The organism is Streptomyces sp. TN58 (genome assembly GCF_001941845.1).
Lineage (GTDB): Bacteria > Actinomycetota > Actinomycetes > Streptomycetales > Streptomycetaceae > Streptomyces.
Window position 1 is genome coordinate 6,188,534 of the sequence record NZ_CP018870.1, and the last position, 23,924, is coordinate 6,212,457.

The following is a 23,924-nucleotide window of genomic DNA, read 5'->3' on the forward strand; positions in this document are numbered from 1 at the left end:
CAGGGGTCCCCGGATGCTCAGCCGCGGAAGCCGAGCAGGCCGTGCAGGGCCGCTCCGCCCGCCGAGGAGGGTACGGCCCGGGTCGCCGTGGTCGGCTGCGGGGCCGCCTGCGCGGGGCAGGTCGCGTCCGCCGCCTGCCCGGTCCGCAGGTAGGCCGCGACCTTCTCGTCCAGGCACTTGTTCCCGCTCAGGGCGATGCCGTGGTTGCCGCCGCCCTCCTCGACCACCAGCGCCGAGCCCGACAGCTTCTCCCGCATGCTGACCGCCCCGGAGAAGGGCGTCGCCGCGTCGTCCGTCGCCTGCAGGAGCAGGGCCGGCGGCAGATCCGCGTTGGTGACGTCGGGGGCCTGGAGCGGCTCCGTCGGCCAGAACGCGCACGGGGCGTTGTACCAGGCGTTGTTCCAGGTCATGAACGGCGCCTTGGCGTGCGTGCGCCACATGTCCGCACGCCACTCGTTCCAGTCCCGGGGCCAGGCCGAGTCACGGCACTGGACCGCGGTGTAGACGCTGTAGCTGTTGCCCGCCGAGGGCTCCACCGCACCGAACCGCTCGTACGCCGCCACCAGCGGACGCGGGTCCTTCCTCACCGCGTACGCCGCGAAGGCGTCGGCGAGGTTGGGCCAGTAGCCGTTGTAGTAGCCGCCCGGCATGTAGGTGTCCTCCAGCTCCGACGGGCCCACCTTGCCGCCGGCCGGGGTCCGGCGCAGGTCCTGCCGCATGGCGTACCAGCGCCTTTCGACCGCCGCCGGGTCGGTGCCGAGCCGGTAGGTGGCGTCGTGCCGCGCCACCCACGCCAGGAAGGCCTTGTGGCGGGCGTCGAAGGCGAGGTCCTGGGAGAGGTTGTCCTCGTACCAGACCCCGTTCGGGTCGACGACGGAGTCGAGGACGAGCCGGTGCACCCGGCCCGGGTGGAGCTTGGCGTACACCGCCCCCAGGTAGGTGCCGTACGAGTAGCCGAAGTAGCTGATGCGCTCCGCGCCGAGGGCGGTGCGCAGCACCTCGATGTCCCGGGCGGCCGAGACGGTGCCGATGTGCGGCAGGACGTCCGCGTGCCGGGTGCCGCAGGACTCGGCGAAGGCCCGCACGCGGTCCAGGTTGGCCCGCTCGGTGGCCGCGTCCAGGGGTACGGAGTCGGGGCGGACGGGGGCGAAGTGCCCGGAACCGCAGTCGAGGGCGGGCTCGCTCTTGCCGACGCCGCGGGGGTCGAAGCCGATCACGTCGTACTGCGCGGCCACGTCCTTGGGCAGGGTTGAGGCGACGAACCCGGCCAGCGCCCGCCCGCTGCCGCCCGGCCCGCCCGGGTTGACCAGCAGCGGGCCCTGGGAGGTCTTGGCGGTATGGGGGACCCGGGTCAGCGCGAGCGTGATCGTCCGGCCGGCGGGCCGGTCGTGGTCGAGCGGCACCTTGAGCGACGCGCACTGGAGCGTGGGGTAGCGGGGGGTCGCGCAGCCGGTCCAGCGCAGTGCGGCGGCCTGCGAGGCCCGCTCCGCCGGGGCGGGGGCGGCCGGGGCGGCCGTCACCGGACTCGCGAGGGCGGCGGCGACGGTGGAGGTCGCCAGCAGGACGGCGGCGCGCTTCTTCAAGGGGTGGAGCATGGGGCCTCCCAGCCGAGTGTTCTGGGCGGAATCGTCCCGGAAACCGCGCCTGGAAGACGGGATTGGACCGGCTATTGGCCCGATGTGATGACCGTTCAGGGGGCGATGGCCGTCAGAGGAGCGTGAGCTGGGTGGCCTCGGAGGGCGCGGGCCCGACCGGGCGCTCGGGGGCGGTGATCCTGCGGGATGCGCCCCGCCGGGCCGGTCCGATGCCGAATTCGGCCGCGAGTTCGTGGACTTGGCGGGTGATCATCCGCTGGTACCAGGTGGGCGCGTACGAGCCGCCGGCGTACATCCGCTCGTACCGCTCGACGAGGTGCGGGTGGTGCTCGGCCAGCCAGGCGGTGAACCACTCGCGGGCCCCCGGCCGCAGATGGAGTACCAGGGGTGTCACGGAGGTGGCGCCGGACTCGGCGACGGCCTGCACGGTGGCCCGCAGCTGGGCGGGGGAGTCCCCGAGGAAGGGGATCACCGGGGCCATCAGCACCCCGCACTCGATCCCGGCCCCGGTCAGTGTCCGTACGGCGTTCAGCCGGGCGGCGGGGGAGGGCGTCCCGGGCTCCACGGTCCGCCACAGGGCGGTGTCGGTGAAGCCGACGGAGACGGAGATGCCGACCTCGGTGGCCTCGGCCGCCTCGCGCAGGAGCGGCAGGTCGCGCAGGATCAGCGTGCCCTTGGTGAGGATCGAGAAGGGATTGGCCCGGTCGCGCAGGGCCTCGATGATCCCGGGCATCAGGCGGTACCGGCCCTCGGCGCGCTGGTAGCAGTCCACGTTGGTGCCCATCGCGATGTGCGCACCGGTCCAGCGGGGCGCGGCGAGCTCGCGGCGCAGCAGTTCCGGGGCGTTGGTCTTGACGACGATCTGGGAGTCGAAGCCGAGTCCGGTGTCGAGGTCGAGATAGCTGTGCGTCTTGCGCGCGAAGCAGTACACGCACGCGTGGCTGCAGCCGCGGTAGGGGTTGACGGTCCATTCGAACGGCATGCGCGAGGCGCCGGGCACCCGGTTGACGATCGACCGGGCCCGGACCTCGTGGAAGGTGATTCCCCGGAACTCGGGGGTGTCGATCGTGCGGGTCACGACGGCGCCGGCCCCGAAGAGCGCGGCCGGCCCGGCGGGACCCTCGGTCAGGTTCTCCCAGCGCATGGTGCGCCTCCCTTGCTGGCTCTGCCGAGAGAATAGAACAAACGTTCCCATGATCGTGCGGGTCCGGGGGACCGCCGGCGGGTGGCCGGCCCGGATTTGGGCCACCGCGCCGGAGGTGGTTGGCTTCGCCGTGACGAGCGGACACAACTGCTGGAGGAACAGGTATGGCGCAGGTCGAGGCCACCACGGAGCGCATCATCGGGGCCGACGCGGAGACGGTCTTCGACACGCTGGCCGACTACAGCGGGACCCGGGGCAAGCTGCTGCCCGAGCACTTCAGCGAGTACGAGGTGCGGGAGGGCGGCGACGGCGAGGGCACCCTGGTGCACTGGAAGCTGCAGGCCACCAGCAGGCGCGTGCGCGACTGCCTGCTGGAGGTCACCGAGCCCACCGACGGTCAGCTCGTGGAGAAGGACCGCAACTCCTCCATGGTCACCACCTGGGTGGTCACCCCCGCCGGCGAGGGCAGGTCCAAGGCCGTCGTCACCACCGTCTGGAACGGCGCCGGCGGCATCGGCGGCTTCTTCGAGCGCACCTTCGCCCCCAAGGGCCTCGCCCGGATCTACGACACCCTGCTGGCCAACCTGGCCGCGGAAGTCGAAGGCCGGGCCTGAGCAAGGCCGTTGCCCGGGCCCGGCAGGGCCCGGGCCGCCACCCGCCCCCTCACCGGTTCGGGTGGACTTTCCGCCCCGCCCGCGCCCGGCGGGCGCGCGGCACCGGCCGCGGCGCCTCGCCGCGTTGTCGCAAGCGCGGCACCGGCCGCGGCGCCTCGCCGCGTTGTCGCAAGCGCCCGCATACGCCCGGTGTGAGGATGCTCCTCCGCCTCGCGATGCACCGCATCCGACGCCGCGCGCTGATCCGCCGGGGATGGCGGCGCAGCCCTTACGCTGGGCCCTGTGCGCGGTCGTCCGCGTCGCGCGCGACCGCGCAACCGACCGCACGGGGGCCCGATGAAGATCCTCATCTCCGCCGACATGGAAGGCGCCACCGGCGTCACCTGGCCCGCCGACGTGCTGCCCGGCACGCCCCAGTGGGAGCGCTGCCGGGGGATGTTCACCTCCGACGTCAACGCCGCCGTGCTCGGCTTCTACGACGGCGGCGCCGACCAGGTCGTCGTCAACGAGGCCCACTGGACCATGCGCAACCTGCTGCTGGAGCGCCTCGACGCCCGCGCGGAGATGCTCACGGGCCGCCACAAGTCCCTCTCCATGGTCGAGGGCGTCCAGCGCGGCGACGTCGACGGCATCGCCTTCGTCGGCTACCACACGGGCGCCGGCTCCGAAGGCGTCCTCGCCCACACCTACCTCGCCAACTCCATCACCGGGGTCTGGCTCAACGGGACCCGCGCGAGCGAGGGACTGCTCAACGCCCACGTCGTCGCCGAGTACGGAGTCCCGGTCATCCTGGTCACCGGCGATGACCTGACCTGCGTGGACGCCGCCGGCTACGCCCCCGACGCGGTGACCGTCGCGGTCAAGGACCACGTCTCGCGCTACGCCGCCGTCTGCCGGACCCCGTCCCGCACCGCCGCCGACATCAGGGCCGCGGCCAAGGAGGCCACCGCCCTCGCCGTCCGCCGCGAGCCCGTGCCCGGCGGCGGCCCGTACACCGTGGAGCTGGAGTTCGACGCCGAACACCTGGCGATGTCCGCCACGGTCGTTCCGGGGGTCCGGCGCAGCGGCGAGCGCAGGGTCGCCTACACCAGCGAGACGATGTACGAGGGGATCCGCGCCTTCAAGGCGGTCACGACGGTCGTCTCGGCGGCCGTGGAGGAGCAGTATGGCTGACATGCGCTCAATCGACACCGGCCCTTCTGCCGACGCCGGCGGCGCCGCAGGCACCGCGGACGGCGTCACCGCGGTGGACGCGGTGGCCCTCGACGAGGTCGTCGGATTCACCTCGGACCTCATCCGGATCGACACCTCCAACCGGGGCGGCGGCGACTGCCGCGAGCGGCCCGCCGCCGAATACGTCGCCGAGCGGCTCGCCGCCGCCGGCCTGGAGCCGCTTCTGCTGGAGCGCACCCCGGGCCGCACCAACGTGGTCGCCCGGATCGACGGCACCGACCCGTCCGCCGACGCGCTCCTCGTCCACGGCCACCTCGACGTGGTCCCGGCCGAAGCCGCCGACTGGAGCGTGCACCCCTTCTCCGGCGAGGTCCGCGACGGTGTCGTCTGGGGCCGCGGAGCCGTCGACATGAAGAACATGGACGCGATGGTGCTGGCCGTCGTACGGTCCTGGGCGCGCGCGGGAGTCCGCCCGCGCCGGGACATCGTGATCGCCTACACCGCCGACGAGGAGGACAGCGCCGTCGACGGCTCCGGCTTCCTCGCCGACCACCACCCGGAACTCTTCGAGGGCTGCACCGAGGGCCTGAGCGAATCCGGCGCCTTCACCGTCCACACCGGTCGCGGCCGCGCCCTCTACCCGATCGCCGCCGGTGAACGCGGCACCGCCTGGCTGAAGTTGACCGCTCGCGGCACCACCGGGCACGGCTCCAAGCCCAACAAGGCCAATGCCGTCAGCCGGCTCGCCGCCGCGGTCGCCCGGATCGGCGCGTACGAGTGGCCGGTCCGGCTCACCGACACCGTCGTCGCCTGCATCACCGAACTCGCCGCGCTGCAGGGCATGTCCGTCGACCCGCGGCGCCCCGGCTTCGACCTCGACGGGGTCCTCGGCAAGCTGGGCCCGGCCGCCGCCCTCGTCGAGGCGACCGTCCGCAACAGCGCCAACCCGACCATGCTCAGCGCCGGTTACAAGGTGAACGTGATCCCCGGGGAGGCCACCGCCTTCGTCGACGGCCGCATGCTGCCCGGCGGCGAAGCCGAGTTCACCGCCGCCCTCGACGCGCTCACCGGCCCCGACGTCACCTGGGAGTTCCACCACCGGGAGGTCGCCCTCGAAGCACCCGTGGACGGGCGGACGTACGCCGTGCTGCGCGAGTGCGTCCAGCGGTTCGACCCGGACGGGCACGTGGTGCCCTTCTGCATGGCGGGCGGCACCGACGCCAAGCAGTTCTCCCGGCTCGGCATCACCGGCTACGGATACTCCCCGCTGAAGCTGCCACCCGGCTTCGACTACTGGTCCCTCTTCCACGGCGTGGACGAACGGGTGCCCGTCGAGGCCCTCCACTTCGGCGTCCGCGTCCTCGACCGCGCACTGCGCACCCTGTGAGCGGGGACCGGTGATGTCCGCCGCACCGACCAGCCCGTACGGGAGCTGGCCCTCGCCCATCGACGCGGGCCTCGCGGCCTCGCGCGACGGGCGGCCCGAGTACCTCGGCACGGTCGGCCCCGAGGTGTGGTGGACCGAGCCCCGGCCGCGGGAGGCGGGCCGCCGCACCCTCGTACGCCGCCGTCCCGCGGGCATCGGCAGCGAGGTGAGCGAGCTGCCCGCACCATGGAACGTGCGCAGCCGCGTCACCGAGTACGGCGGCCTGCCCTGGGCGGGGGCCGAGCGCGCGGACGGCGGACCCCTGCTGGTCTTCGTCCACTTCCCCGACCAGCGGCTGTACGCGTACGAGCCGGACGCGCCCGGCGCCCCCGAGCCGCGGCCCCTCACCCCCGTGTCCCGGACCGGCGGCGGACTGCGCTGGGCGGACCCGGTGGTGCGCGGCGGGGAGGTGTGGTGCGTGCTGGAGGAGTTCACCGGGCCCGCGCCGACCGACGTACGCCGGGTCCTGGCCGCCGTACCGCTGGACGGGTCGGCGGCCGGGGACCGGACGGCGGTACGGGAGCTCACCGACGGCGGGCACCGGTTCACCACCGGCCCCCGTCTCTCGCCGGACGGGCGGCGGGCGGCCTGGCTGGTGTGGGACCACCCCCTGATGCCCTGGGACGGCACCGGGCTCCAGCTGGCCGAGGTCACCGCCGACGGGCGGCTGGCCGGGGCGCGGACCGTCCTCGGCGGCCCCGGGGAGTCCGTCGCCCAGGTCGACTGGACGGCCGGTGGAACCCTCCTCGCGGTCAGCGACCGCGGCGGCTGGTGGAACCCGTACCGGGTGGACCCGGACACGGGATCCGCCGTCAACCTGTGCCCGCGGGAGGAGGAGTTCGGGGGAGCCCTGTGGAAGCCGGGACTGCGCTGGCTCGCCCCGCTCCCCGACGGGCTCGTCGCCGTGCTGCACGGCCAGGGCTCCTCGGTCCTCGGCATCCTGGACCCGGAGAGCGGCGACCTGGTGGACGCGGCCGGGCCGTGGACGGCCTGGCAGCCGACGCTCGCAGTCCACGGCAGCCGGGTCTACGGGGTCGCCGCCAGCCCGCGCAGCGCCTACGAGGTGGTCGAGCTGGACACTGCCAGCGGGCACGCCCGGGTGGTCGGCGCCCAGGGCCCGGACCCGGTGGACCCGGCCTACTACCCCGAGCCGCAGAGCCGTACCTTCCACGGCCCGGACAACCGGCAGGTCCACGCACACGTCTACCCGCCGCACCATCCGGCCTGCCGGGCGGCCGCCGACGAACTCCCCCCGTACGTGGTGTGGGCGCACGGCGGGCCCACCGAGCACGTGCCGCCCGTACTCGACCTGCACATCGCCTACTTCACCTCGCGCGGGATCGGTGTGGTCGAGGTGAACTACGGCGGCTCCACCGGCTACGGGCGCGCCTACCGGGAGCGGCTGCGCGAGCAGTGGGGCGTGGTGGACGTGGAGGACTGCGCGGCGGTGGCCCGCGCGCTGGCCGTCGAGGGCACCGCCGACCCGGCCCGGCTCGCCATCCGGGGCGGCAGCGCGGGCGGCTGGACGGCGGCGGCCTCGCTGGCCGCGACGGACCTGTACGCCTGCGCGGCGGTCATCTACCCGGTGCTGGATCTGATCGGCTTCGCCGAGGAGACCCACGACCTGGAATCCCACTACGTCGACAGCCTGGCGGGGCCGCCGCAGACCCTCCCCGTCCTGTGCCGCGAGCGCTCACCGGTCGCCCGGGCCGACCGGATCACGGCGCCGTTCGTCCTGCTGCAGGGGCTGGACGACCCGGTGTGCCCGCCGGCGCAGGCCGAGCGGCTGCTGGCCGCGATGCGGGGCCGGCCGGTGCCGCACGCCTATCTGGCCTTCGAGGGCGAGGGGCACGGCTTCCGCCGCGCCGACACCATGGTCCGGGCTCTGGAGGCGGAACTGTCGCTGTACGCCCAGGTCTTCGGGATCGAACGCACCGACGTGCCGCGGCTCGCTTTGGAGACGTCCCCGTGAAAGCGGATCGGGGTGGAACTCAGAGCATGACGAGCAGGCGCGTCTTCGCCTTGAGCTTCCTGTTCACCGAACGGCTCTGCACGTAGACCTCCAGTTCCGGATTGTGGCCCGCCTTCACCGATACGGTCCCCTGAATTCCGCTGCCGAACAGAAGGCTGCGCGCCGCGTCGCCCGTGTACGCGCGGTCGGTTTCCTTCTCGACCACGATGACCTCCTTGTCGGCCTGGACCTGGACCCGGCTGCCCAGCTGGTAGTAGCAGGAGCCGCGTTCGTAGGACACACCGGACTGGGCGTCGACGAAGGAGCGGATGTTCATGTCCGCGTCGACCTCCAGCAGCCGGTATTTGTCGGACGCGATCGGTTCGAGATTCGCCTTCACGTCGTCGACGGAAATGTCCTGGCCGACGGCGAAGAGGTTCTTCGTACCGCGCACACCCTTCTCACGGCCGCGCAGGAAGCTGGTGGCGGCGGCGCGCACGGTGCCGATCGCCTCCTTGACGCCCTCCTGGGAATCCGCGTCCCAGATGGCGATGTTCCCCGCCGGGAAGCCGTAGTTCTGTGCGGTCCGCTTGGCGAGGGAGTTCGGGACGAGGATCGCCGAGGTCCAGTGCTCCGGGAGCGTGCCCATCCTGGCGGTGATCCGGTCGAGCCAGGGGCCGAGGATGCTCATGTCGCCGTCGTGCCGGCGGTCGCCGCCGGAGGCGTTCTCCTCGCCGTCCGTCACCACGATCTGGAGGAAGCTGTGCTCGCCGTATTCCTCCCAGATGTGCCCCAGGTCGTCGAGGGATTTCAGGGAGGCTTCGATGAGGGCGGTCGCGCCGTTCTTCACCTTGTAGAGGCCCCGCATGGACGGCAGGTGTTTCACGTCCATGTCCCAGACCAGGTTCTCCACCTGGTGGTCGAAGGAATACAGGCTGATGCGCGTCTCGTGGCCGAGGCTGTCCGACTCGGTCTTCAGCCCCGCCACGAATTCGTCGACGACACGGATCAGTTGGTTCTGGTGCTGACGCATGGAACCCGAACAGTCCACTACCAGCGCGACGTGGTTCACCTTGTGCTGGATCCTGTTTGCGGACATGATTCCGCTCCTTTTCCGAAGCTCCCCGAGTGATGTCCTCACAGTAGGTGGAGCCACTGACAACGGAGCTTGACGGGCGATCAGGCGATCAGCCCTGAAAGGCGTTCCTCACGCGGTGTGCAGCCAGACCCGCAGCGGGCCGATCGCGGTGAACCCGCTGCGGAGGGCGCTGTCCAGGTCCTCACCGTGCTCGTAGCCGACCACGGGCAGGGCGTCCGCCCGGCGGGCGGCGATCGCGGTCAGGACGCCCGCCCAGGCCGTGTCGGTGCCCACCCCGTCACGGGCGAACAGGTTGGAGACGCCGACCACGCCGGCGCAGGTGTGTGCGACGGCTCCGGCGACGATCCGGTCGCCGACGCGGCCGGCGAGGAAGGCGGTGTCACCGCCGAGCAGGGCGGGCCGGAACAGCCCGGTGGCCTCCTCGCCGTCCCACGCCGCCTCCCAGGCCGTCAGTTCCGCGGCGTCGCGGACCTCGGACCACTCCGGCGCGGACGGAGCCGCCGCCGGGGCCTGCGCACCCGCCGGACGGTGGATCCACTGGGCCTCGAACAGCACCTCGAAGCCGTCCCCGGACAGGTCCAGGGAGGCGAAGGAGTCCTTCACCGAGCAGCCGGGGGAGCCGGTGTCGACCGACCGGAGCAGGCTCCGCGCCGGGACGGACGCGTCGAGGGTCACGGCATCGGGGTACAGGGGCGGTGTCCGTACCGTGCTCAGCCAGAGGTCCCCGCCGTCGTACCGCGGCGACAGGCCGTGCGCGCGGCAGACGGCGTCGCACCAGCCGGCGTTGTTCAGCGCGGCCCGGCGGCGCAGCGCCGCACTCGTCTCGTCCATGATCACCGCCCGATGGTGTCACAGCCCTTAGATTGGGGCGATGACCTTTTCCAGCTACGTCCGGGAGGGCGACCGCGTCGGCCTGCGGCCCTACCGGCTCGCTGACGGGCCCGAGTTCACCGCGCGCGTACGTGAGAGCCGGGACCTCCACCGCCCCTGGCTGTTCCCGCCCGACACCGTGGAGGAGTACGAGCACTACGCGGCCGGGCTGACCGAGAAGGACGCCCGCGCCGGGTTCCTCGTGTGTGAGCTCGCCACCGGGGCCCTGGCCGGTTTCGTCAACGTCAACAACATCGTCCGGGGCGCCTTCCAGTGCGGAGCCCTCGGCTACGGCGCCTTCGCGCACGCCGCCCGCCGCGGGCTCCTGCGCGAAGCCCTCGGACTGGTCCTCGACCACGCCTTCGCCCCTGCCGGGGACGGCCTGGGGCTGCACCGCCTGGAGGCCAACGTCCAGCCCGCCAACACCGCCTCGATCGCACTGGTCCGGGGCGCCGGCTTCCGGCTGGAAGGCCTCTCCCCGGACTTCCTCCGGGTCGACGGCGCCTGGCGCGACCACGAACGCTGGGCCGTCACCGCCGGGATGCCGCGCCCCCGATGACACCGCCGGCCCGCGGCCGGCCGGTGATTGCCGCCGCGGCGCGGTTTCGCGCAGGATGAGGGGATGCGCACCCTCGTACTGCTCGACGCCCCGTCCAACCTGGGTCTGCGGCCGCCCGCCCCCGGAGTCGTCCCCGGCGTCTACAAACTCGCGGGCGCCCTGCGCGAACAGGGGCTGCTGGGCAGGCTCGGGGCACGCGAGGGGGGCGTCGTGGTGCCGCCCCGCTACGACCTCGGGGACTGGAAGGAGGGCGACGGCGTCTTCAACGCGGAAGCGCTCGCCGCGTACACCGTCACCCTCGCCGACCGGATCGAAGGCCACCTGCGGGTCGGGGAGTTCCCCGTCGTCCTCGGCGGTGACTGCTCCATCCAGCTCGGAGCCTCGCTCGCCATGCGCCGGACCGGCCGCTACGGCCTCGCCGCCGTCGACGGCTCCGCCGACTTCCGCCACCCCGGCAACACCGCCGTCAACGGGCCCGTCGGGGCCGCGGGCGGTGAGGAGCTGGCCCTGGCCACCGGCCGGGGGCAGCCCTCCCTCAGCGACCTCGAAGGCCTCGCACCGTACCTGCGGGACGAGGACGTACGGCTCTTCGGGCTGCGCGACGGCGACACGGACCTCCTGGAGCTGGCGGAGGCCGGGATCTTCGCCGCCACCGTCGGGGAGATCCGCCGGCGGGGTGCCGCCGCCGTCGCGCGGTCGGCCCTGGACGGGCTGCACCCGCCCGTCACCGACGGCTTCTGGGTCCACCTGGACGCCGACGTGCTCGACCCGGAGGTGATGCCCGCCGTGGACAGCCCCGACCCCGGTGGCCTGCGGCCGCAGGAGGTCGCCGAACTGCTGGCCGTCCTCGTCGGGTCGCCCCGGTGCGTCGGACTGAACGTCACCATCTACGACCCGGACCTCGACCCCGACGGCCGTGCGGGCGCGCTGCTCGCCGATCTGGTGGCGGGGGCCTTCGCGTCATCCTGACCGGTGGTGATCCGCCGAACCCCTGTGCACCGGCCGCCGAGGCGTGTTCCATTTCCCCATGGCCACCACCGTCCGACGCGCCGTACTGACCCTGCCCGCTGCCCTGTTGGGCCCCGACAACCCGCTGCCCGCCCTGCACGCGCCCGACGGCGCGCACGTGCTGGACGAGCGCTCCCGCGACGGCCTGCCCCGCGACATGGCCCGGCAGATCGGCTACGAGCCGCTGCGCTCCCTGCTGCCCGTACGCATCCGCGACGGGTACGGACGGGAGCGCGCGGAGCGGGAGTTCGACGCCGTCGTCATCGAGAACGAGCACCTGCGGGCCACCGTGCTCCCCGGCCTCGGCGGGCGCGTCCACTCACTGGTCCACCTGCCCACCGGACGCGAACTGCTGTACCGCAACCCGGTGTTCCAGCCCGCGAACTTCGCGCTGAACGGTGCCTGGTTCTCCGGCGGCATCGAGTGGAACACCGGTGCGACGGGGCACACCGCCCTGTCCTGCGTCCCGTTGCACGCGGCGCTGGTCCCGGCCCCGGACGGCGGTGTGATGGTGCGGCTGTGGGAGTGGGAGCGGCTGCGCGACCTGCCGTTCCAGGTGGACCTGTGGCTGCCGCACGACTCGGCGTTCCTGTACGCCGGCGTCCGCGTGCGCAACCCGCACGAGCGGCCCGCGCCCGTCTACTGGTGGTCCAACACCGCCGTACCCGAGGACGCGGGCAGCCGCGTCCTGGCCCCCGCCGACGAGGCCTGGCACTTCGGGTACGAGCGCTCGCTGCGCAGGATCCCCGTGCCGGAGTGGGAGGGCGCCGACCGCACGTACCCGCTGCGCAGCGCGTATCCGGCGGACTACTTCTACGAGGTCCCGGACGGGGCCCGGCCCTGGATCGCCTCCCTGGACACCGCCGGGCACGGGCTGGTGCAGACCTCCACCGGGCGGCTGCGCGGGCGCAAGCTGTTCGTGTGGGGCGCCGGCGGCGGCGGGCGGCGCTGGCAGGAATGGCTGACCGAGCCGGGCACGGGCGGCTACGCGGAGATCCAGGCCGGACTGGCCCGCACCCAGCTGGAGCACGTACGGCTGGAGGGCGGGGCGGAGTTCAGCTGGCTGGAGGCGTACGGGCCGCTGTCGGCGGATCCGTCGGCGGTGCACGGCGCGGACTGGGCGGCGGCCCGCGGCGCCGCCGAGGGCGCGCTGGACGCCGTACTGCCGCGCGCGGACGTGGACGCGGCGTACGAGGCGTGGCGCGGGCGGGCCGACACCGAACCGGGGGAGCGGCTGGCGGCCGGCTCGGGCTGGGGCGCGCTGGAGGTGCTGTGCGCGGGCCACCGGCTGCCCGGGACTCCCTTCGAGGAGTCGACGCTGGGCGAGGAGCAGGAGCCCTGGCTGGAACTGTGGCGCAAGGGTGTGCTGCCCGCCTCGCGCCGGGTGGTCCCGCCCGGCCCGAGCCTGGTCGCCGCGCACTGGCGGGACATGCTGGAGACGGCCCCCGCGGACCCGCTGACGGAGTACCACCTGGGCGTGGCCCAGTGGCATGCGGGGGACACCGCCCAGGCGGTGCGCAGTTGGGAACGGGGGCTGGCGCTCGCGCCCTCGCAGTGGCCCCTGCTGCGGTGCCTGGCGGTGGCGGACGCGCTGGCGGGCGATACGGAGCGGGCCGCCGACCGGTTCGCGGCGGCCTTCGAGGACCTGGCCGCGGAGAGCCGCGGGGGCGAGCCGTGGGCGGCGGCGGAGTCGGCGCTCGGCCGGGAGGCGATGACCGCGCTCCTGGCGGCGGGCCGTCCGGCGCAGGCCCGGTCCGTCTGGGACCGGCTCCGGCCGGCCCTGCGCGAACAGGGCCGCTTCCGGCTGCTGGCGGCCCGGCTGCTCGCCGCGGAGGGCCATGTCCGGGCGGCCCGGAGGGTCTTCGAGGACGGCTTCGAACTCCCCGACTTGAGGGAGGGCGAGGAAACCCTGTCCGAACTCTGGACGACGCTCACCGACTGCCCCCTGCCGTCCCACTACGACTTCCGCATGCGGCCGGCTACTCCCTGATGTCGTCGAGGCAGAGGATGAACTGCCTGCCGGACCGGTGCCGGTTGTTGTCGATCTCCTCGTTGAAACCCAAGTCCGACAGGCCCTGGCACCGTGAGTGGTCCTTGCTGTCGGGGAACACCCGGACCACCTTGAACTCCGCGTCCGAGGCCCCGCACCCGACCAGCCGCATGTCCGGGAAGATCAGATTCCCCTGATTCGTGAGGCAGTCGCCGACCTCGGCCCGGGTGAGGTCGGCTCGGCTGACGAACCAGTACACCGCACCGGCGCCGAGCGCGATCACGACGCCGGCGATCACGGCGATCTTCGCGATGAGCGCCTTCCGGCTTCGGGTCGACGGCGCCGGACGGACGGACGGCTGCGGCGCTTCGGTCATGCGGGTGGTCTCCCGGTGGGCGTGCGGGCGCGAGTGCGCGTTGGCGTGTGCACGCTATATCACCAGGTGGCAGCCCCGCGCGGAGACCCGGCAGGGTCAGGCGCGGCAGAGGATTTCGGCGTTCAGGACGGCGAACCAGGCGTCCGGGGAGGTGCCCCAGGTGCGCCAGGCCTCGGCGGCGGCGTCCAGGTCGGCGGGCGTCGCCTGGCCGCCGCGGACGGCGGTGTCCGCGTACGCGGAGGCCTTGGTGCGGTCGGCCCACAGGGCGGACCACCACGCCGTCTCCTCCGCGGTGGCGAAGCACCAGGCGGTGGCCGAGGAGGCCACGTCGGTGAAGCCGGCCTGCCGGGCCCAGGCCCGCAGGTGGCGGCCCGCGTCGGGTTCGCCGCCGTTGGCACGGGCCACCCGCCGGTACAGGTCCAGCCAGGCGTCCAGCCCCGGCGTCGCCGGGTACCAGGTCATCGCCGCGTAGTCGGCGTCGCGTGCGGCGACGACCCCGCCCGGCCGGCACACCCGCCGCATCTCCCGCAGCGCCCGTACCGGGTCCCCCACGTGCTGCAGCACCTGGTGCGCGTGGACCACGTCGAAGGAGTCGTCCGGGAAGTCCAGCGCGTGCACGTCCGCGACCGAGAAGGACACGGCGCCCTCCAGCCCGCGCTCCTTCGCATGAGCCCGGGCCTGCGCCAGGACGCCTTCGGCGGCGTCGACGGCGGTGACCCGGCCGCCCGGTGCGACCAGCTCCGCCAGATCCGCCGTGATGGTCCCCGGGCCGCAGCCGACGTCCAGGACGGCCAGCCCCGGGCGCAGCTCGCCGACCAGATAGGCGGCGGAGTTCTCGGCGGTGCGCCAGCGGTGCGAGCGCAGGACCGACTCGTGATGGCCGTGCGTGTAGACGGCGGTCTCCCCGGCGGCGTTCGCGGCGTCCGTGCCGTTCGTGGCGTCCATGGCGCTACCTGCCCCTCCTCGTCGAAGCGTTGGCACCACCGTAGGCGATCAGTTCGTCATGTGAGATATGCGTTTTGACATGTGGACAGACAGCTTGTGTTCCAAGGCGGTCGGCCGGGTCGGTGGCAGCGCCGGACAGGGGCGAGGAGAGTTGCCCCAGGGGGATGTCACTCCGGTGGAGAGCGGTGGTAGCCATGTCCGACACGCTGCTCGAACGGCATGCCGAAGCGCTGCGCCTCTTCGGAGAGCGGGTGCGCGCCGTCCGGCGCGACCAGTGGGGCGCGCCCACCCCCTGCGCGGAGTGGACCGTGCGGGACCTGGTCAACCACGTCACCGCGGAACAGCTCTGGGTCCCGCCGCTGGTCACCGAGGGCCGCACCGCCGACGAGCTCGGCGACGCCTTCTCCGGGGACGTCCTGGGCGACGACCCGGTCGCCGTGTGGGACCGCGCCTCGGGCGCCGCGCACGCGGCCTTCGCCGCGTCCGGCGCGCTGGACCGGACCGTGCGGCTCTCCTACGGGCCCGCGCCCGGGTCGTCGTACTGCTCGGAGCTGACCACCGACTGCGTGGTCCACACGTGGGACCTCTGCCGCGGCATCGGGGCCGACGACCGGCTGCCCGCCACCCTCGTGGAGTTCGCCGTCAAGCAGGTCATGCCGCACGTGGACGCACTCGCGGCCAGTGGCATGTTCGCCGAGCCCGTCGACATCCCGCCGGGGGCGGACGCGCAGACCAGGCTGCTCGCGATGGTGGGGCGCAAGGGCTGAGCCCCGAGGCCGCGGCGGACGGCCCCCGACAACGGGCACGGGCGCCCAAACAATCGTATAAAGGTCAGGGTCGGCGGAGTGCGGCGCGACGAACGCGGAAGGCGGACAGCGGTGGAGGGGATGCAGCGCACGACGGCGGAGGGCCGCGGCCCGGTCCGCTACGGCCCGCCCGCGCCACAGCCCGGCCTGCCCGTCCTCTCCGAACTCGTCTCCGTCCTCGGCGCGGCCGCAGGGCGCTCCTCACCCCAGCCCCCCGGCGGCGGCGCATCGCTGCGCGAGGCCGCCTGCCGGTACTGGGGGCGGCGCGGACTGGCCGCCGCCCCGGAGGACGTGGCGGCGGGCCCCGGCGCCCCGCCGCTCCTCCTGGCCCTCCTCGGGGCGTGCGGGGGCGACGTGATGCTGCCCAGGCCCTGCCCCGCCTGGTGGACCCCGCAGGTCCGACTGCTCGGCCGGCGGGCCTACCACGTACCGACTCCCGCCGAGTGCGGCGGCGTACCGGACCCCTACGCCCTGCTGGAGACCGTACGGCGGGTGCGCGCCGAGGGCGGCGACCCGCGGGTGCTGCTGTTGTCGGTCGCCGACGACCCGACCGCCACCGTGCCCCCGCCCGAACTGGTACGCGAGGCGTGCGAGGCCGCCGAGGCCGCCGGGCTGTTCGTCGTCAGCGACGAGAGCTGGCGCGACACCGTCCACCGGCCCCATGACGACCTCGTCCTCAGCCCCGCCGAGATGCTTCCCGGGCAGACGGCCGTCCTCGTCGACCTCGCCGGGGCGCTGCTGCCGGCCGGCTGGCCCGCCGCGGTGGTCCGCTTCCCCGCCACCGGGCAGGGGTCCCGGCTGCGCGCCCACACCCTCGACGTCCTCACCGCCACCGGCGCGACGGTCGCCGGACCCGTCGCAGGCGCCGCGGCGCACGCCCTCGACGAACCCGACGCCGTCGCCGCCCGCGCCCGCGCGGCCGCCCGCCTGCACGGCCGGGTGGCCGCCGCCGCGCACCGCGAGATCCGCGCCGCGGGAGCCCTGGCCCTGCCCCCGCAGGCGGGTCGGCACCTCTACGCCGACCTCACCCCGCTGCGCGCGGGGCTCGCCCGGCACGGCGTCGGGGACGCCCTGGAACTGGAGGACTGGCTCGGCGGGCGGCTCGGCGCACCCACCCCCGGCGGGCAGCGGTTCGCGGACGAACTGGGCGCACTGCGGGTGCGGTTGTCCACGGGGCCGCTGCTGGGTGCCACCCCCGAGGAGCGGCTGGCCGCCCTCACCGCCCGCGATCCGCTCGAACTGCCGTACGTACGCAGCTCCCTGGACCACCTCGGAGCGGTCCTGGCCGGGCTGGCCTGACCCCGGGCCGGCCTGACCCCGGGCTGCCGCCCCGGCCCGCCCCGAACCCCGCGACCAAGGAACGGAGAAGCCGATGAGCGACCGGACGGACGCCGCCCACGCACCCGCCCCGGCCGCCCCCTCCGCGGGGCCCGCACGCCCGGCCGCCGCGCGGGCCGCGCGCCCGTCCGCACCCCGCCCGATCGGCGAACACCGCCGCTGGCCCCGCTCGTTCGCCGACCGGCTGACCGCCCCGCTGCCCGGAGTCCGCGCGTTCGCCCGGCTCGCCCGCGAGGGCGCCTTCCGACCCGGCCCTGAAGGCCTGCGCGGCATCCCGGACCTGCCGTACGAGCCCGGCCCGCTGCCCCGGACCGTCCCCGGCGAGGTGTCCGTCACCTGGGCCGGGCATGCCAGCTGGGTCGTGCGGACGGGCGGACTGACCGTGCTGACCGATCCCGTCTGGTCCCGCCGGATCCTCGGCACCCCGGCCCGGTTGACGCCCGTAGGGGTGCGCTGGGAGGACCTGCCGCCGGTGGACGCGGTGGTGATCAGCCACAACCACTACGACCACCTCGACGCCCCCACCCTCAGGCGGCTGCCCCGCGACACCGCCCTCTTCGTCCCGGCGGGCCTCGCGGGCTGGTTCCGCCGCCGCGGCTTCACCCGGGTCACCGACCTCGACTGGTGGGAGGCGGCCGAACTGGACGGCGTACGCTTCGAGTTCGTCCCCGCCCACCACTGGTCCAAGCGGTCCCTGACCGACACCTGCCGGTCCCTGTGGGGCGGCTGGCTCCTCACCGACACCCTCAGCCCGGTGCCGAGGAAGGTCTACTTCGCGGGGGACACCGGCTACGGCCGGTGGTTCCGCGAGATCGGCCGCCGCCACCCCGGCATCGACCTCGCGCTCCTGCCCGTCGGCGCCTACGCGCCGCGCTGGTGGCTCGGCGACGTGCACGCCGACCCGGAGGAAGCCGTCCAGGCCTGCCTCGACCTCGGTGCCCGGCGCATGGCCCCCATGCACTGGGCGGCCTTCGTGCTCTCCGCCGAACCGGTCATGGAGCCCCTGCACCGCACCCGGGCCGCCTGGTCGGATGCCGGCCTTCCCCGCGAAGACCTCTGGGACCTCCCGGTCGGAGCCTCCCGCACCCTGCCCGACCCCGACGGCCCGCCGCCGGGCGCCGCCCGCCCGGAGCACTGAGGGCCATACGTGGCGGGACAGCCGTCAGGCCGCTTCCGGCGGATCGGGGCGCAGCCGGCGCCATGCCGCGGGGCCCGCGCTGACCAGCAGCGCCAGGCCGACCGCCAGGGCCACGCCCTTCCACGGCTCGGAGAAGAGCGAACCGCCCAGGATGCCGATCAGTCCGTACGTCGCCGCCCAGGCCAGGCACGCGGGGCCGTCCCCGCGGGCGAACCGGCGCAGCGGCAACTCCGCCAGCAGACAGGCCAGCATCACCGGGATCCGGCCCGCCGGGACCAGCCGGGACAGCACCAGCACCGTCACCCCGTGCTCGTCCAGCCGGGCCTGCGCCTGCTCCAGCCGCTCCGGCGCGGCCCGGCCGCGCAACGCCTCCAGCCACCGCGAACCGCCCCGTGACCGCACCCCGCGACGCCCGAGCCAGTACAGCGTCAGGTCCCCCGTGAAGGCCGCCGCCGCCGACACCGCGAACACCAGCAGCACCCCGTACGGCGGCGCCTGGTGGTGGAACGCCACCACCGCTGCCGAACTCACCAGCGCCCCGGTCGGAATCACCGGCACCAGTGCGCCCAGCGCCACCAGCAGGAACAACGCCGGGTACCCCACAGCCTGCTGGGTGCTCTCCGGCGGCACCTGGCCGGTCCCCGCGGCCGTCCCCGCGGCCGTCGCCGCTGCCGCCGCAGCGAGGTCGCGGAGCGTCACGGCAGCCGCACCCGCTCGCCGTGCGCCGGGACCCGTACGGTCACCTTCGGCGCCAGCCGCCGCGCGAGCCGTTCGAACTCCTGGCCCGGCGCGTGGAACTCGTGCGGCCGCAGCCCGTCCATCCCCACCGGCCAGTACGTCCCGTAGTGGACCGGCACCGCGGCCGCCGGGGCCAGCTGCGCCAGCGCCCGGGCCGCCCGCCCGGCGTCCAGGTGCCCGGGACCCAGGTACGGACCCCAGCCGCCCACCGGCAGCAGGGCCACGTCCACCGGCCCCACCTCCTCGGCCATCGTGTCGAACAGCCCGGTGTCCCCGGCGAAGTAGGTCCGCGCCGCGCCCTCGACGACGTACCCGAGAGCCGGAGCGGAGTGCGGCCCGAACGGCAGCCGCCGCCCGTCGTGCCGGGCGCTGACCGCGCGGACCCGTACGCCCTCCGCGACGGCGGTTTCCTCGCCCGGTGCCGTCTCCGTCACCACCAGCCCCCGCTGCCCGGCCAGCCGGGCCAGCCCAGGGACCGCCCGCCGCGCCCCGCGCGGCACCAGGAGCCGGGTCCCGGGGGCGAGGCGCCCCAGCGACGGCAGGTGCATGTGGTCCGCGTGCAGGTGCGACACCAGCACCACGTCCGCCACCGCCGCCTCGGGCGGCGGGAGCGCCCCGCGGCGCCGCCGCAGGTGCGCGAGCCGTCGCGTGAACAGCGGATCCGTCAGCAGCCGCACCCCGGAATCCTCGACGGTGCACGCCGCATGGCCCCACCAGGTGATCTCCACCGCCACCAGCCCCTCCCTCCCTCGCCGTACCGGCAGCTCGGACTGTCCTACCCATCATGCCGGGCCGCAGGCTCCCGCCACCGCTCCGGAAACCGGAAACGGGCAGCCCCTCCTCTCGGGCGGCGGATCGGAGTAGGGTCCGGCGGCATGGAAGAGTTGCGCGTGGCCGCGATCGCCAGCCTGGCCCCGCTCGAAGACCTGGACGCCGACCCCTTCGCCGTGGACACCCGCGGCCAGTACGCCGTGTGCGCGCGCTGGGCCGCCGACCGGGGTTACGTCGTGGCCAGGCAGCTGCTCGTCTACGGGCTGCGCGCCGACCACTGCGGCTTCTGGTCCGACATCGACGCCGGGCGGGTGGGACTCTTCGTCGCAGCCAACCAGAGGGTGCTGGCCCGAGCCGTCAGCTGCGTCGAGGAGTTCACCGCCGAGTGCGAGCGGCGCGGCGTACGCCTGGAGACCGCGGGGGCCGAAGAGCCCCGCTACACCTCCGAGATGAAGGCCGAGGTGCACCGGCGGCTGTCCATGCCGACCGCCGGCTACGACGGCACCTGACCGCCGCGCCCGCCGGGCCGCCCCCGTTCCCCTCTGCGCCCCCTCCCGCCGCCCGGCCGGGCCGCCGCCGCTGTGCGAGCCTGGAGGCGGACACGACCCAGGGGGTGGCACGGTGCGGCGACGAAGGTGGCGGACCACGGGCGGCACCCTGGTACGGGTGCTCCTCGTGTGGGCGGTGTCGACCCTCACCATGCTGGCCCTGGCGGGGATCCTGCCGGACTTCCGGCTCCAGTCCGACGACGGCGACAGCATCACCCGGATCGGCCTCACCGCGGCGTGGGGCGCCGGCGCCTTCGGCCTGCTGAGCGCCCTGGTCTGGCCCCTGGTCGTCCGGGCCCTGCTGCTCGTGCCGGCCCTGGTGCTCGGGCTGCTCGTCTTCTTCCTCAACGGCTCGCTCCTGCTGATCGCGCTCCGGCTGATCCCCGACGGGCGGGGCGAGGCCGCACCCGAGACCGCGGTCGTGGTGGCCGCCGTGATGTCGGCGGTGGCCTCGGCGACCTCCACCGCGCTCGCCGTGCGCGACGACGAGGCGTACCGGCGCCGGCTCTACCGGCTCGCCGACCGGCGCCGCCGGCGTCAGGCATCCGGGGACGCGCCGGGGAACCGCCCGCCCGCACCCGGGCTGGTCGTCGTCCAACTCGACGGGGTCGGCCACGAGGTGTTGCGCGAGGCCTGCGACAGCGGGCTGATGCCCACCGTCGCCGGCTGGCTGGAGCACGGACACCGTGTCATGCCCTGGCGCACGGACTGGTCCAGCCAGACCGGCGCCAGCCAGCTCGGCATCCTGCACGGCTCCACCTTCGACGTGCCCGCCTTCCGCTGGTACGAGAAGGAGACCGGCGAGGTGGTGGTCTGCAACCGGCCCACCAGCGCCGCGGAGCTCCAGCGGCGGGCCGTCGCGCGCACCGGGGACGCCGGACTGCTCACCCTCGACGGGGCCAGCCGCGGCAACCTCTTCAGCGGCGGCGCGGACCAGCTGGCACTCGTACTCTCGGTCTCGGCGCGGCGGGGCCGCGCCAACCGGTCCCGAGCCGGCTACTTCGCGTACTTCTCCGATCCGGCCAACGCCGTCCGCACCGCCCTGTCCTTCGTCTCCGACGCCGTCCGGGAGATCGTCCAGTCCCTGCGGGCCCGGATCCGCGACGACCGGCCCCGGGTGTCGCGCGGCGGGCTCTACCCGCTGATCCGGGCCTTCGCGACCGTGATCGAACGGGACGTGGTGGTGGCGGCGGTGATCGGGGACGTGCTCGCCGGCCGTGCCGTGGTCTACGCCGACCTCGTCGCCTACGACGAGGTCGCCCACCACTCGGGCCCGCGCGGCCGGGACACCGACCAGGTGCTCGAACGCCTCGACCGCAGCCTCGCGCTGATCGCCCGGGTCGCCGAGCACGCACCCCGCCCGTACCGCATCGTGCTGCTCTCCGACCACGGTCAGAGCCCGGGCGAGACCTTCCTGGGACGCTACGGTCTGACCCTGAAGGACCTCGTACGGGCGGGCTGCGGACTGCCCGTCTCCCGCAAGGCCGGCCGTACCCACAGCGGGGCCGAGGCCCGTGCGGCGGTCCTCGCGGCGCTGCACCGCCCGGTGGAGGAGGACGAGGAGGCCCACCCGGGGCCCGGCTCCGACCCGGTGGTGCTGGCCTCGGGCAACCTCGCCCTGATCTCCTTCCCCGACATCCCCGGCCGGGCCTCCCGGGCCCGCATCGACCGCACGCACCCCGCACTGCTGGCGACCCTGGCGAACCATCCGGGCGTGGGCTTCCTCCTGGTGGACGGCGTGGTGCTGGGCCCGGACGGGGCGCAGGCCCGGCTCGACGCGCCCGGCGAGGCGGAGCGGATGCTCGCCGCGTTCGGCCCCGGCGCGGTGGAGGCCGTACGCCGGACCGACGCCTTCCCGCACGTGGCCGACATCATGGTGAACTCGGCGTACGACCCGGACACGGGCGAGGTGCACGCCTTCGAGGAGCAGATCGGGTCGCACGGCGGCCTGGGCGGGGAGCAGGGCCGCCCGTTCCTGATGTGGCCCGCGGCGCTCTCGGACCCGGGGGCGGAGCTGGTCGGGGCGGAGGCGGTGCACGGCGTGCTGCGGCGCTGGCTGAGGGAGGCGGACGGCCCGCAGGTGCCCGTGGCCCCGGCGGCGGGCAGAACGTCGGCGGCGGCAGTGCCCGGGGTGGGGGAGGCCCCGGCGGGGGAGACGTCCGCGGGGGAGGGCGGTGAGCGGCCGTCGCGAGAGGCGCCGCAGATTTCCCCGCCGAACGGCCACCTCGGCGGAATCCTTCCTTCCGAGGGGTCGCCCGCACGGGACGAAACCCGCTGATTTGGTACGCCCCGCACGGTGGCCGACCATGTGTCGACCCGCCCACCATGTGAGACGACCCGAGGCGCACCACCGATGACCAGCACCGCAGCCCTGCCCGCCGAGGCCACCGCACCCCCCGAGCCGGGCCGCGACCCCCATGCCCGGCGCTTCGGCCTGCCCATCGCGACCTGCCTGGTCATGGGCAACATCATCGGCGGCGGCATCTTCCTGCTCCCGGCCTCCGTCGCCCCCTTCGGCACCATCAGCCTCGTCGCCTTCGCGGTGCTCACCCTCGGAGCCATCGCCCTCGCGCTCGTCTTCGGCCGCCTCGCGCACCGGCACCCGCAGACCGGCGGCCCGTACGTCTACGCCCGCGCCGCCTTCGGCGACTTCGCCGGCTTCCTCGCCGCCTGGAGCTACTGGATAACCAGCTGGGTGTCGAACGCGGCCCTCGCCGTCGCCTCGGTCGGCTACCTCTGCGTCCTCTTCCCCGCCATCGGCACGCACAAGTGGTCGATGTGCCTGGCGGCCCTGGCCATGCAGTGGCTGCCCGCGCTCGCCAACCTGGCCGGCACCCGCTACGTCGGTGCCGTCCAACTCGTCGCCACCGTCCTGAAGTTCGCCCCGCTGATGCTGGTCGCCGTCGGCGGCCTGTTCTTCTTCGACCCCGACAACCTCGGCCCGTTCCAGGCCACCGGCCAGAGCCCGGCCGGCGCGCTCTCCGCCTCCGCGGCGATCCTCCTCTTCAGCTACCTCGGCGTGGAGTCGGCCGCCGTCAGCGCCGGAGAGGTCCGCGACCCCGCCCGCAACGTCGGCCGGGCCACGATCCTCGGCACCGCCGGCGCGGCCGCCGTCTACCTGCTCGGCACCCTCTCCGTCTTCGGACTCGTCGCCCACGACAAGCTGGTCGCCTCCGAAGCCCCCTTCACCGACGCCGTCGACGCCATGTTCGGCGGCACCTGGGGCGGCACCCTCGTCGCCTGCGCCGCCGTCATCTCCATGGCGGGCGCCCTCAACGGCTGGACCCTGCTCAGCGCCCAGACCCCGTACGCCGCTGCCAAGGACGGGCTCTTCCCCCGCGCCTTCGAGAAGAAGCGGCGCGGCGTCCCGGTGGTCGGCGTCGTCGTCACGACCTCCCTGGCCTCCGCCCTGACCGTCTACAACTACACGGCCGGCTCCGACGGCGTCTTCGAGATCCTGGTCCTCGTCACCACCTTCACCGCGACCGTGCCCTACCTGCTCTCCACCGCCGCCCAGATCTACTTCCTGCTCTCCGGCCGGGGCGAACGCGTCCACCGGGGCCGCCTGGCCCGCGACGGCGCGCTGGCCGCCGTCGCCTTCGGCTTCTCCCTGTGGCTGGTGGCGGGCTCCGGATACGCCGCCGTCTACCAGGGCGTGCTGTTCCTCTTCGCGGGCGTCGCCGTCTACGCGGTGATGGCCGCACGCAGGCAGCGGACAGCCGCCTGACCTGCGCGATAGCGTGGAAGCCCTGAACGAGGAGAAGCCCGAGCGCCTCCTGGAGGCGTGAACGGGGCGGCGGTCGATCGGGGCTGCGGCCCCGGGAAAACCGGATGC

General features: G+C 74.4%; 21 protein-coding genes. 13 read left to right on the top strand and 8 right to left on the bottom strand.

The window, feature by feature from the left end; translation table 11 throughout:
• Positions 1-17 precede the first annotated feature (17 nt).
• Positions 18-1,595, bottom strand: a complete 1,578-nt coding sequence (locus tag BSL84_RS27895) for an alpha/beta hydrolase (RefSeq protein WP_107484854.1) — start codon at positions 1,593-1,595, stop codon at positions 18-20.
• A 112-nt stretch (positions 1,596-1,707) separates the two neighbouring features.
• A complete protein-coding gene (locus BSL84_RS27900) occupies positions 1,708-2,739 on the bottom strand; it encodes an Rv2578c family radical SAM protein (protein ID WP_030029526.1) in 1,032 nt (343 codons plus the stop codon).
• A gap of 164 nt (positions 2,740-2,903) precedes the next feature.
• Between BSL84_RS27900 and BSL84_RS27905 the strand changes: the two genes are divergently transcribed.
• The 4 genes from BSL84_RS27905 (at position 2,904) to BSL84_RS27920 (ending at position 7,924) form a co-directional block, all read left to right on the top strand.
• Positions 2,904-3,353 carry an SRPBCC family protein gene (locus BSL84_RS27905; RefSeq protein WP_075971411.1) on the top strand — a complete coding sequence of 150 codons (450 nt, stop codon included), beginning with the start codon at positions 2,904-2,906 and terminating at the stop codon, positions 3,351-3,353.
• A 336-nt stretch (positions 3,354-3,689) separates the two neighbouring features.
• Positions 3,690-4,526: a M55 family metallopeptidase gene (locus tag BSL84_RS27910; RefSeq protein WP_030029529.1), complete on the top strand. Its 837-nt coding sequence runs from the start codon at positions 3,690-3,692 to the stop codon at positions 4,524-4,526.
• Positions 4,519-5,913, top strand: coding sequence for a M20/M25/M40 family metallo-hydrolase (locus tag BSL84_RS27915; protein ID WP_078849023.1), 1,395 nt, complete (start codon positions 4,519-4,521; stop codon positions 5,911-5,913). Before BSL84_RS27910 ends, BSL84_RS27915 begins: the two co-directional genes overlap by 8 nt.
• Before the next feature lie 13 nt (positions 5,914-5,926).
• A complete protein-coding gene (locus tag BSL84_RS27920; RefSeq protein WP_075971412.1) occupies positions 5,927-7,924 on the top strand; it encodes a prolyl oligopeptidase family serine peptidase in 1,998 nt (665 codons plus the stop codon).
• Between the two features lie 19 nt (positions 7,925-7,943).
• Here the strand turns inward: BSL84_RS27920 and BSL84_RS27925 are convergent, their stop codons facing one another.
• Together BSL84_RS27925 and BSL84_RS27930 are read right to left on the bottom strand one after the other, a co-directional pair.
• Complete coding sequence (locus BSL84_RS27925) at positions 7,944-9,002, bottom strand: vWA domain-containing protein (RefSeq protein ID WP_030030250.1); 1,059 nt, start codon at positions 9,000-9,002, stop codon at positions 7,944-7,946.
• A 108-nt stretch (positions 9,003-9,110) separates the two neighbouring features.
• Complete coding sequence (locus tag BSL84_RS27930; RefSeq protein ID WP_075971413.1) at positions 9,111-9,833, bottom strand: hypothetical protein; 723 nt, start codon at positions 9,831-9,833, stop codon at positions 9,111-9,113.
• A gap of 40 nt (positions 9,834-9,873) precedes the next feature.
• Here BSL84_RS27930 and BSL84_RS27935 point away from each other — a divergent pair, with 40 nt between their 5' ends.
• The 3 genes from BSL84_RS27935 to BSL84_RS27945 all read left to right on the top strand — a co-directional run bounded on the left by BSL84_RS27935 (position 9,874) and on the right by BSL84_RS27945 (position 13,429).
• Entirely contained in the window at positions 9,874-10,431 is a 558-nt protein-coding gene (locus tag BSL84_RS27935; protein WP_045322419.1) for a GNAT family N-acetyltransferase, read from the top strand.
• Positions 10,432-10,494: 63 nt separating this feature from the next.
• Positions 10,495-11,400, top strand: coding sequence for an arginase family protein (locus tag BSL84_RS27940; RefSeq protein WP_075971414.1), 906 nt, complete (start codon positions 10,495-10,497; stop codon positions 11,398-11,400).
• A 58-nt stretch (positions 11,401-11,458) separates the two neighbouring features.
• Complete coding sequence (locus BSL84_RS27945) at positions 11,459-13,429, top strand: DUF5107 domain-containing protein (protein WP_075971415.1); 1,971 nt, start codon at positions 11,459-11,461, stop codon at positions 13,427-13,429.
• On the opposite strand, the gene BSL84_RS27950 is transcribed toward BSL84_RS27945, so the two are convergent.
• Positions 13,419-13,805 carry an LppU/SCO3897 family protein gene (locus BSL84_RS27950; protein WP_075971416.1) on the bottom strand — a complete coding sequence of 129 codons (387 nt, stop codon included), beginning with the start codon at positions 13,803-13,805 and terminating at the stop codon, positions 13,419-13,421. The genes BSL84_RS27945 and BSL84_RS27950 overlap by 11 nt on opposite strands.
• Positions 13,806-13,901: 96 nt before the next feature.
• Complete coding sequence (locus tag BSL84_RS27955) at positions 13,902-14,750, bottom strand: methyltransferase domain-containing protein (RefSeq protein ID WP_075971417.1); 849 nt, start codon at positions 14,748-14,750, stop codon at positions 13,902-13,904.
• A gap of 194 nt (positions 14,751-14,944) precedes the next feature.
• On the opposite strand from BSL84_RS27955, the gene BSL84_RS27960 reads away from it, so the two are divergent.
• The 3 genes from BSL84_RS27960 to BSL84_RS27970 all read left to right on the top strand — a co-directional run bounded on the left by BSL84_RS27960 (position 14,945) and on the right by BSL84_RS27970 (position 18,032).
• Entirely contained in the window at positions 14,945-15,517 is a 573-nt protein-coding gene (locus BSL84_RS27960; RefSeq protein WP_030031767.1) for a TIGR03086 family metal-binding protein, read from the top strand.
• A 120-nt stretch (positions 15,518-15,637) separates the two neighbouring features.
• A complete protein-coding gene (locus BSL84_RS27965) occupies positions 15,638-16,855 on the top strand; it encodes an aminotransferase class I/II-fold pyridoxal phosphate-dependent enzyme (RefSeq protein ID WP_045322416.1) in 1,218 nt (405 codons plus the stop codon).
• 73 nt (positions 16,856-16,928) lie between these two features.
• Entirely contained in the window at positions 16,929-18,032 is a 1,104-nt protein-coding gene (locus BSL84_RS27970; protein ID WP_045322415.1) for an MBL fold metallo-hydrolase, read from the top strand.
• Positions 18,033-18,056: 24 nt separating this feature from the next.
• Here the strand turns inward: BSL84_RS27970 and BSL84_RS27975 are convergent, their stop codons facing one another.
• A complete protein-coding gene (locus BSL84_RS27975) occupies positions 18,057-18,662 on the bottom strand; it encodes a DedA family protein (protein WP_030033004.1) in 606 nt (201 codons plus the stop codon).
• 65 nt (positions 18,663-18,727) lie between these two features.
• A complete protein-coding gene (locus BSL84_RS27980; protein WP_045322414.1) occupies positions 18,728-19,504 on the bottom strand; it encodes an MBL fold metallo-hydrolase in 777 nt (258 codons plus the stop codon).
• Between the two features lie 141 nt (positions 19,505-19,645).
• On the opposite strand from BSL84_RS27980, the gene BSL84_RS27985 reads away from it, so the two are divergent.
• The 3 genes from BSL84_RS27985 (at position 19,646) to BSL84_RS27995 (ending at position 23,816) form a co-directional block, all read left to right on the top strand.
• Positions 19,646-20,050, top strand: a complete 405-nt coding sequence (locus tag BSL84_RS27985; protein WP_030036953.1) for a hypothetical protein — start codon at positions 19,646-19,648, stop codon at positions 20,048-20,050.
• A 112-nt stretch (positions 20,051-20,162) separates the two neighbouring features.
• Complete coding sequence (locus tag BSL84_RS27990) at positions 20,163-22,367, top strand: phage holin family protein (protein WP_079273319.1); 2,205 nt, start codon at positions 20,163-20,165, stop codon at positions 22,365-22,367.
• 75 nt (positions 22,368-22,442) lie between these two features.
• Positions 22,443-23,816 (top strand): amino acid permease, encoded by a 1,374-nt coding sequence (locus BSL84_RS27995; protein ID WP_075971418.1) that lies wholly within the window; start codon positions 22,443-22,445, stop codon positions 23,814-23,816.
• The last annotated feature ends 108 nt before the right edge of the window (positions 23,817-23,924 follow it).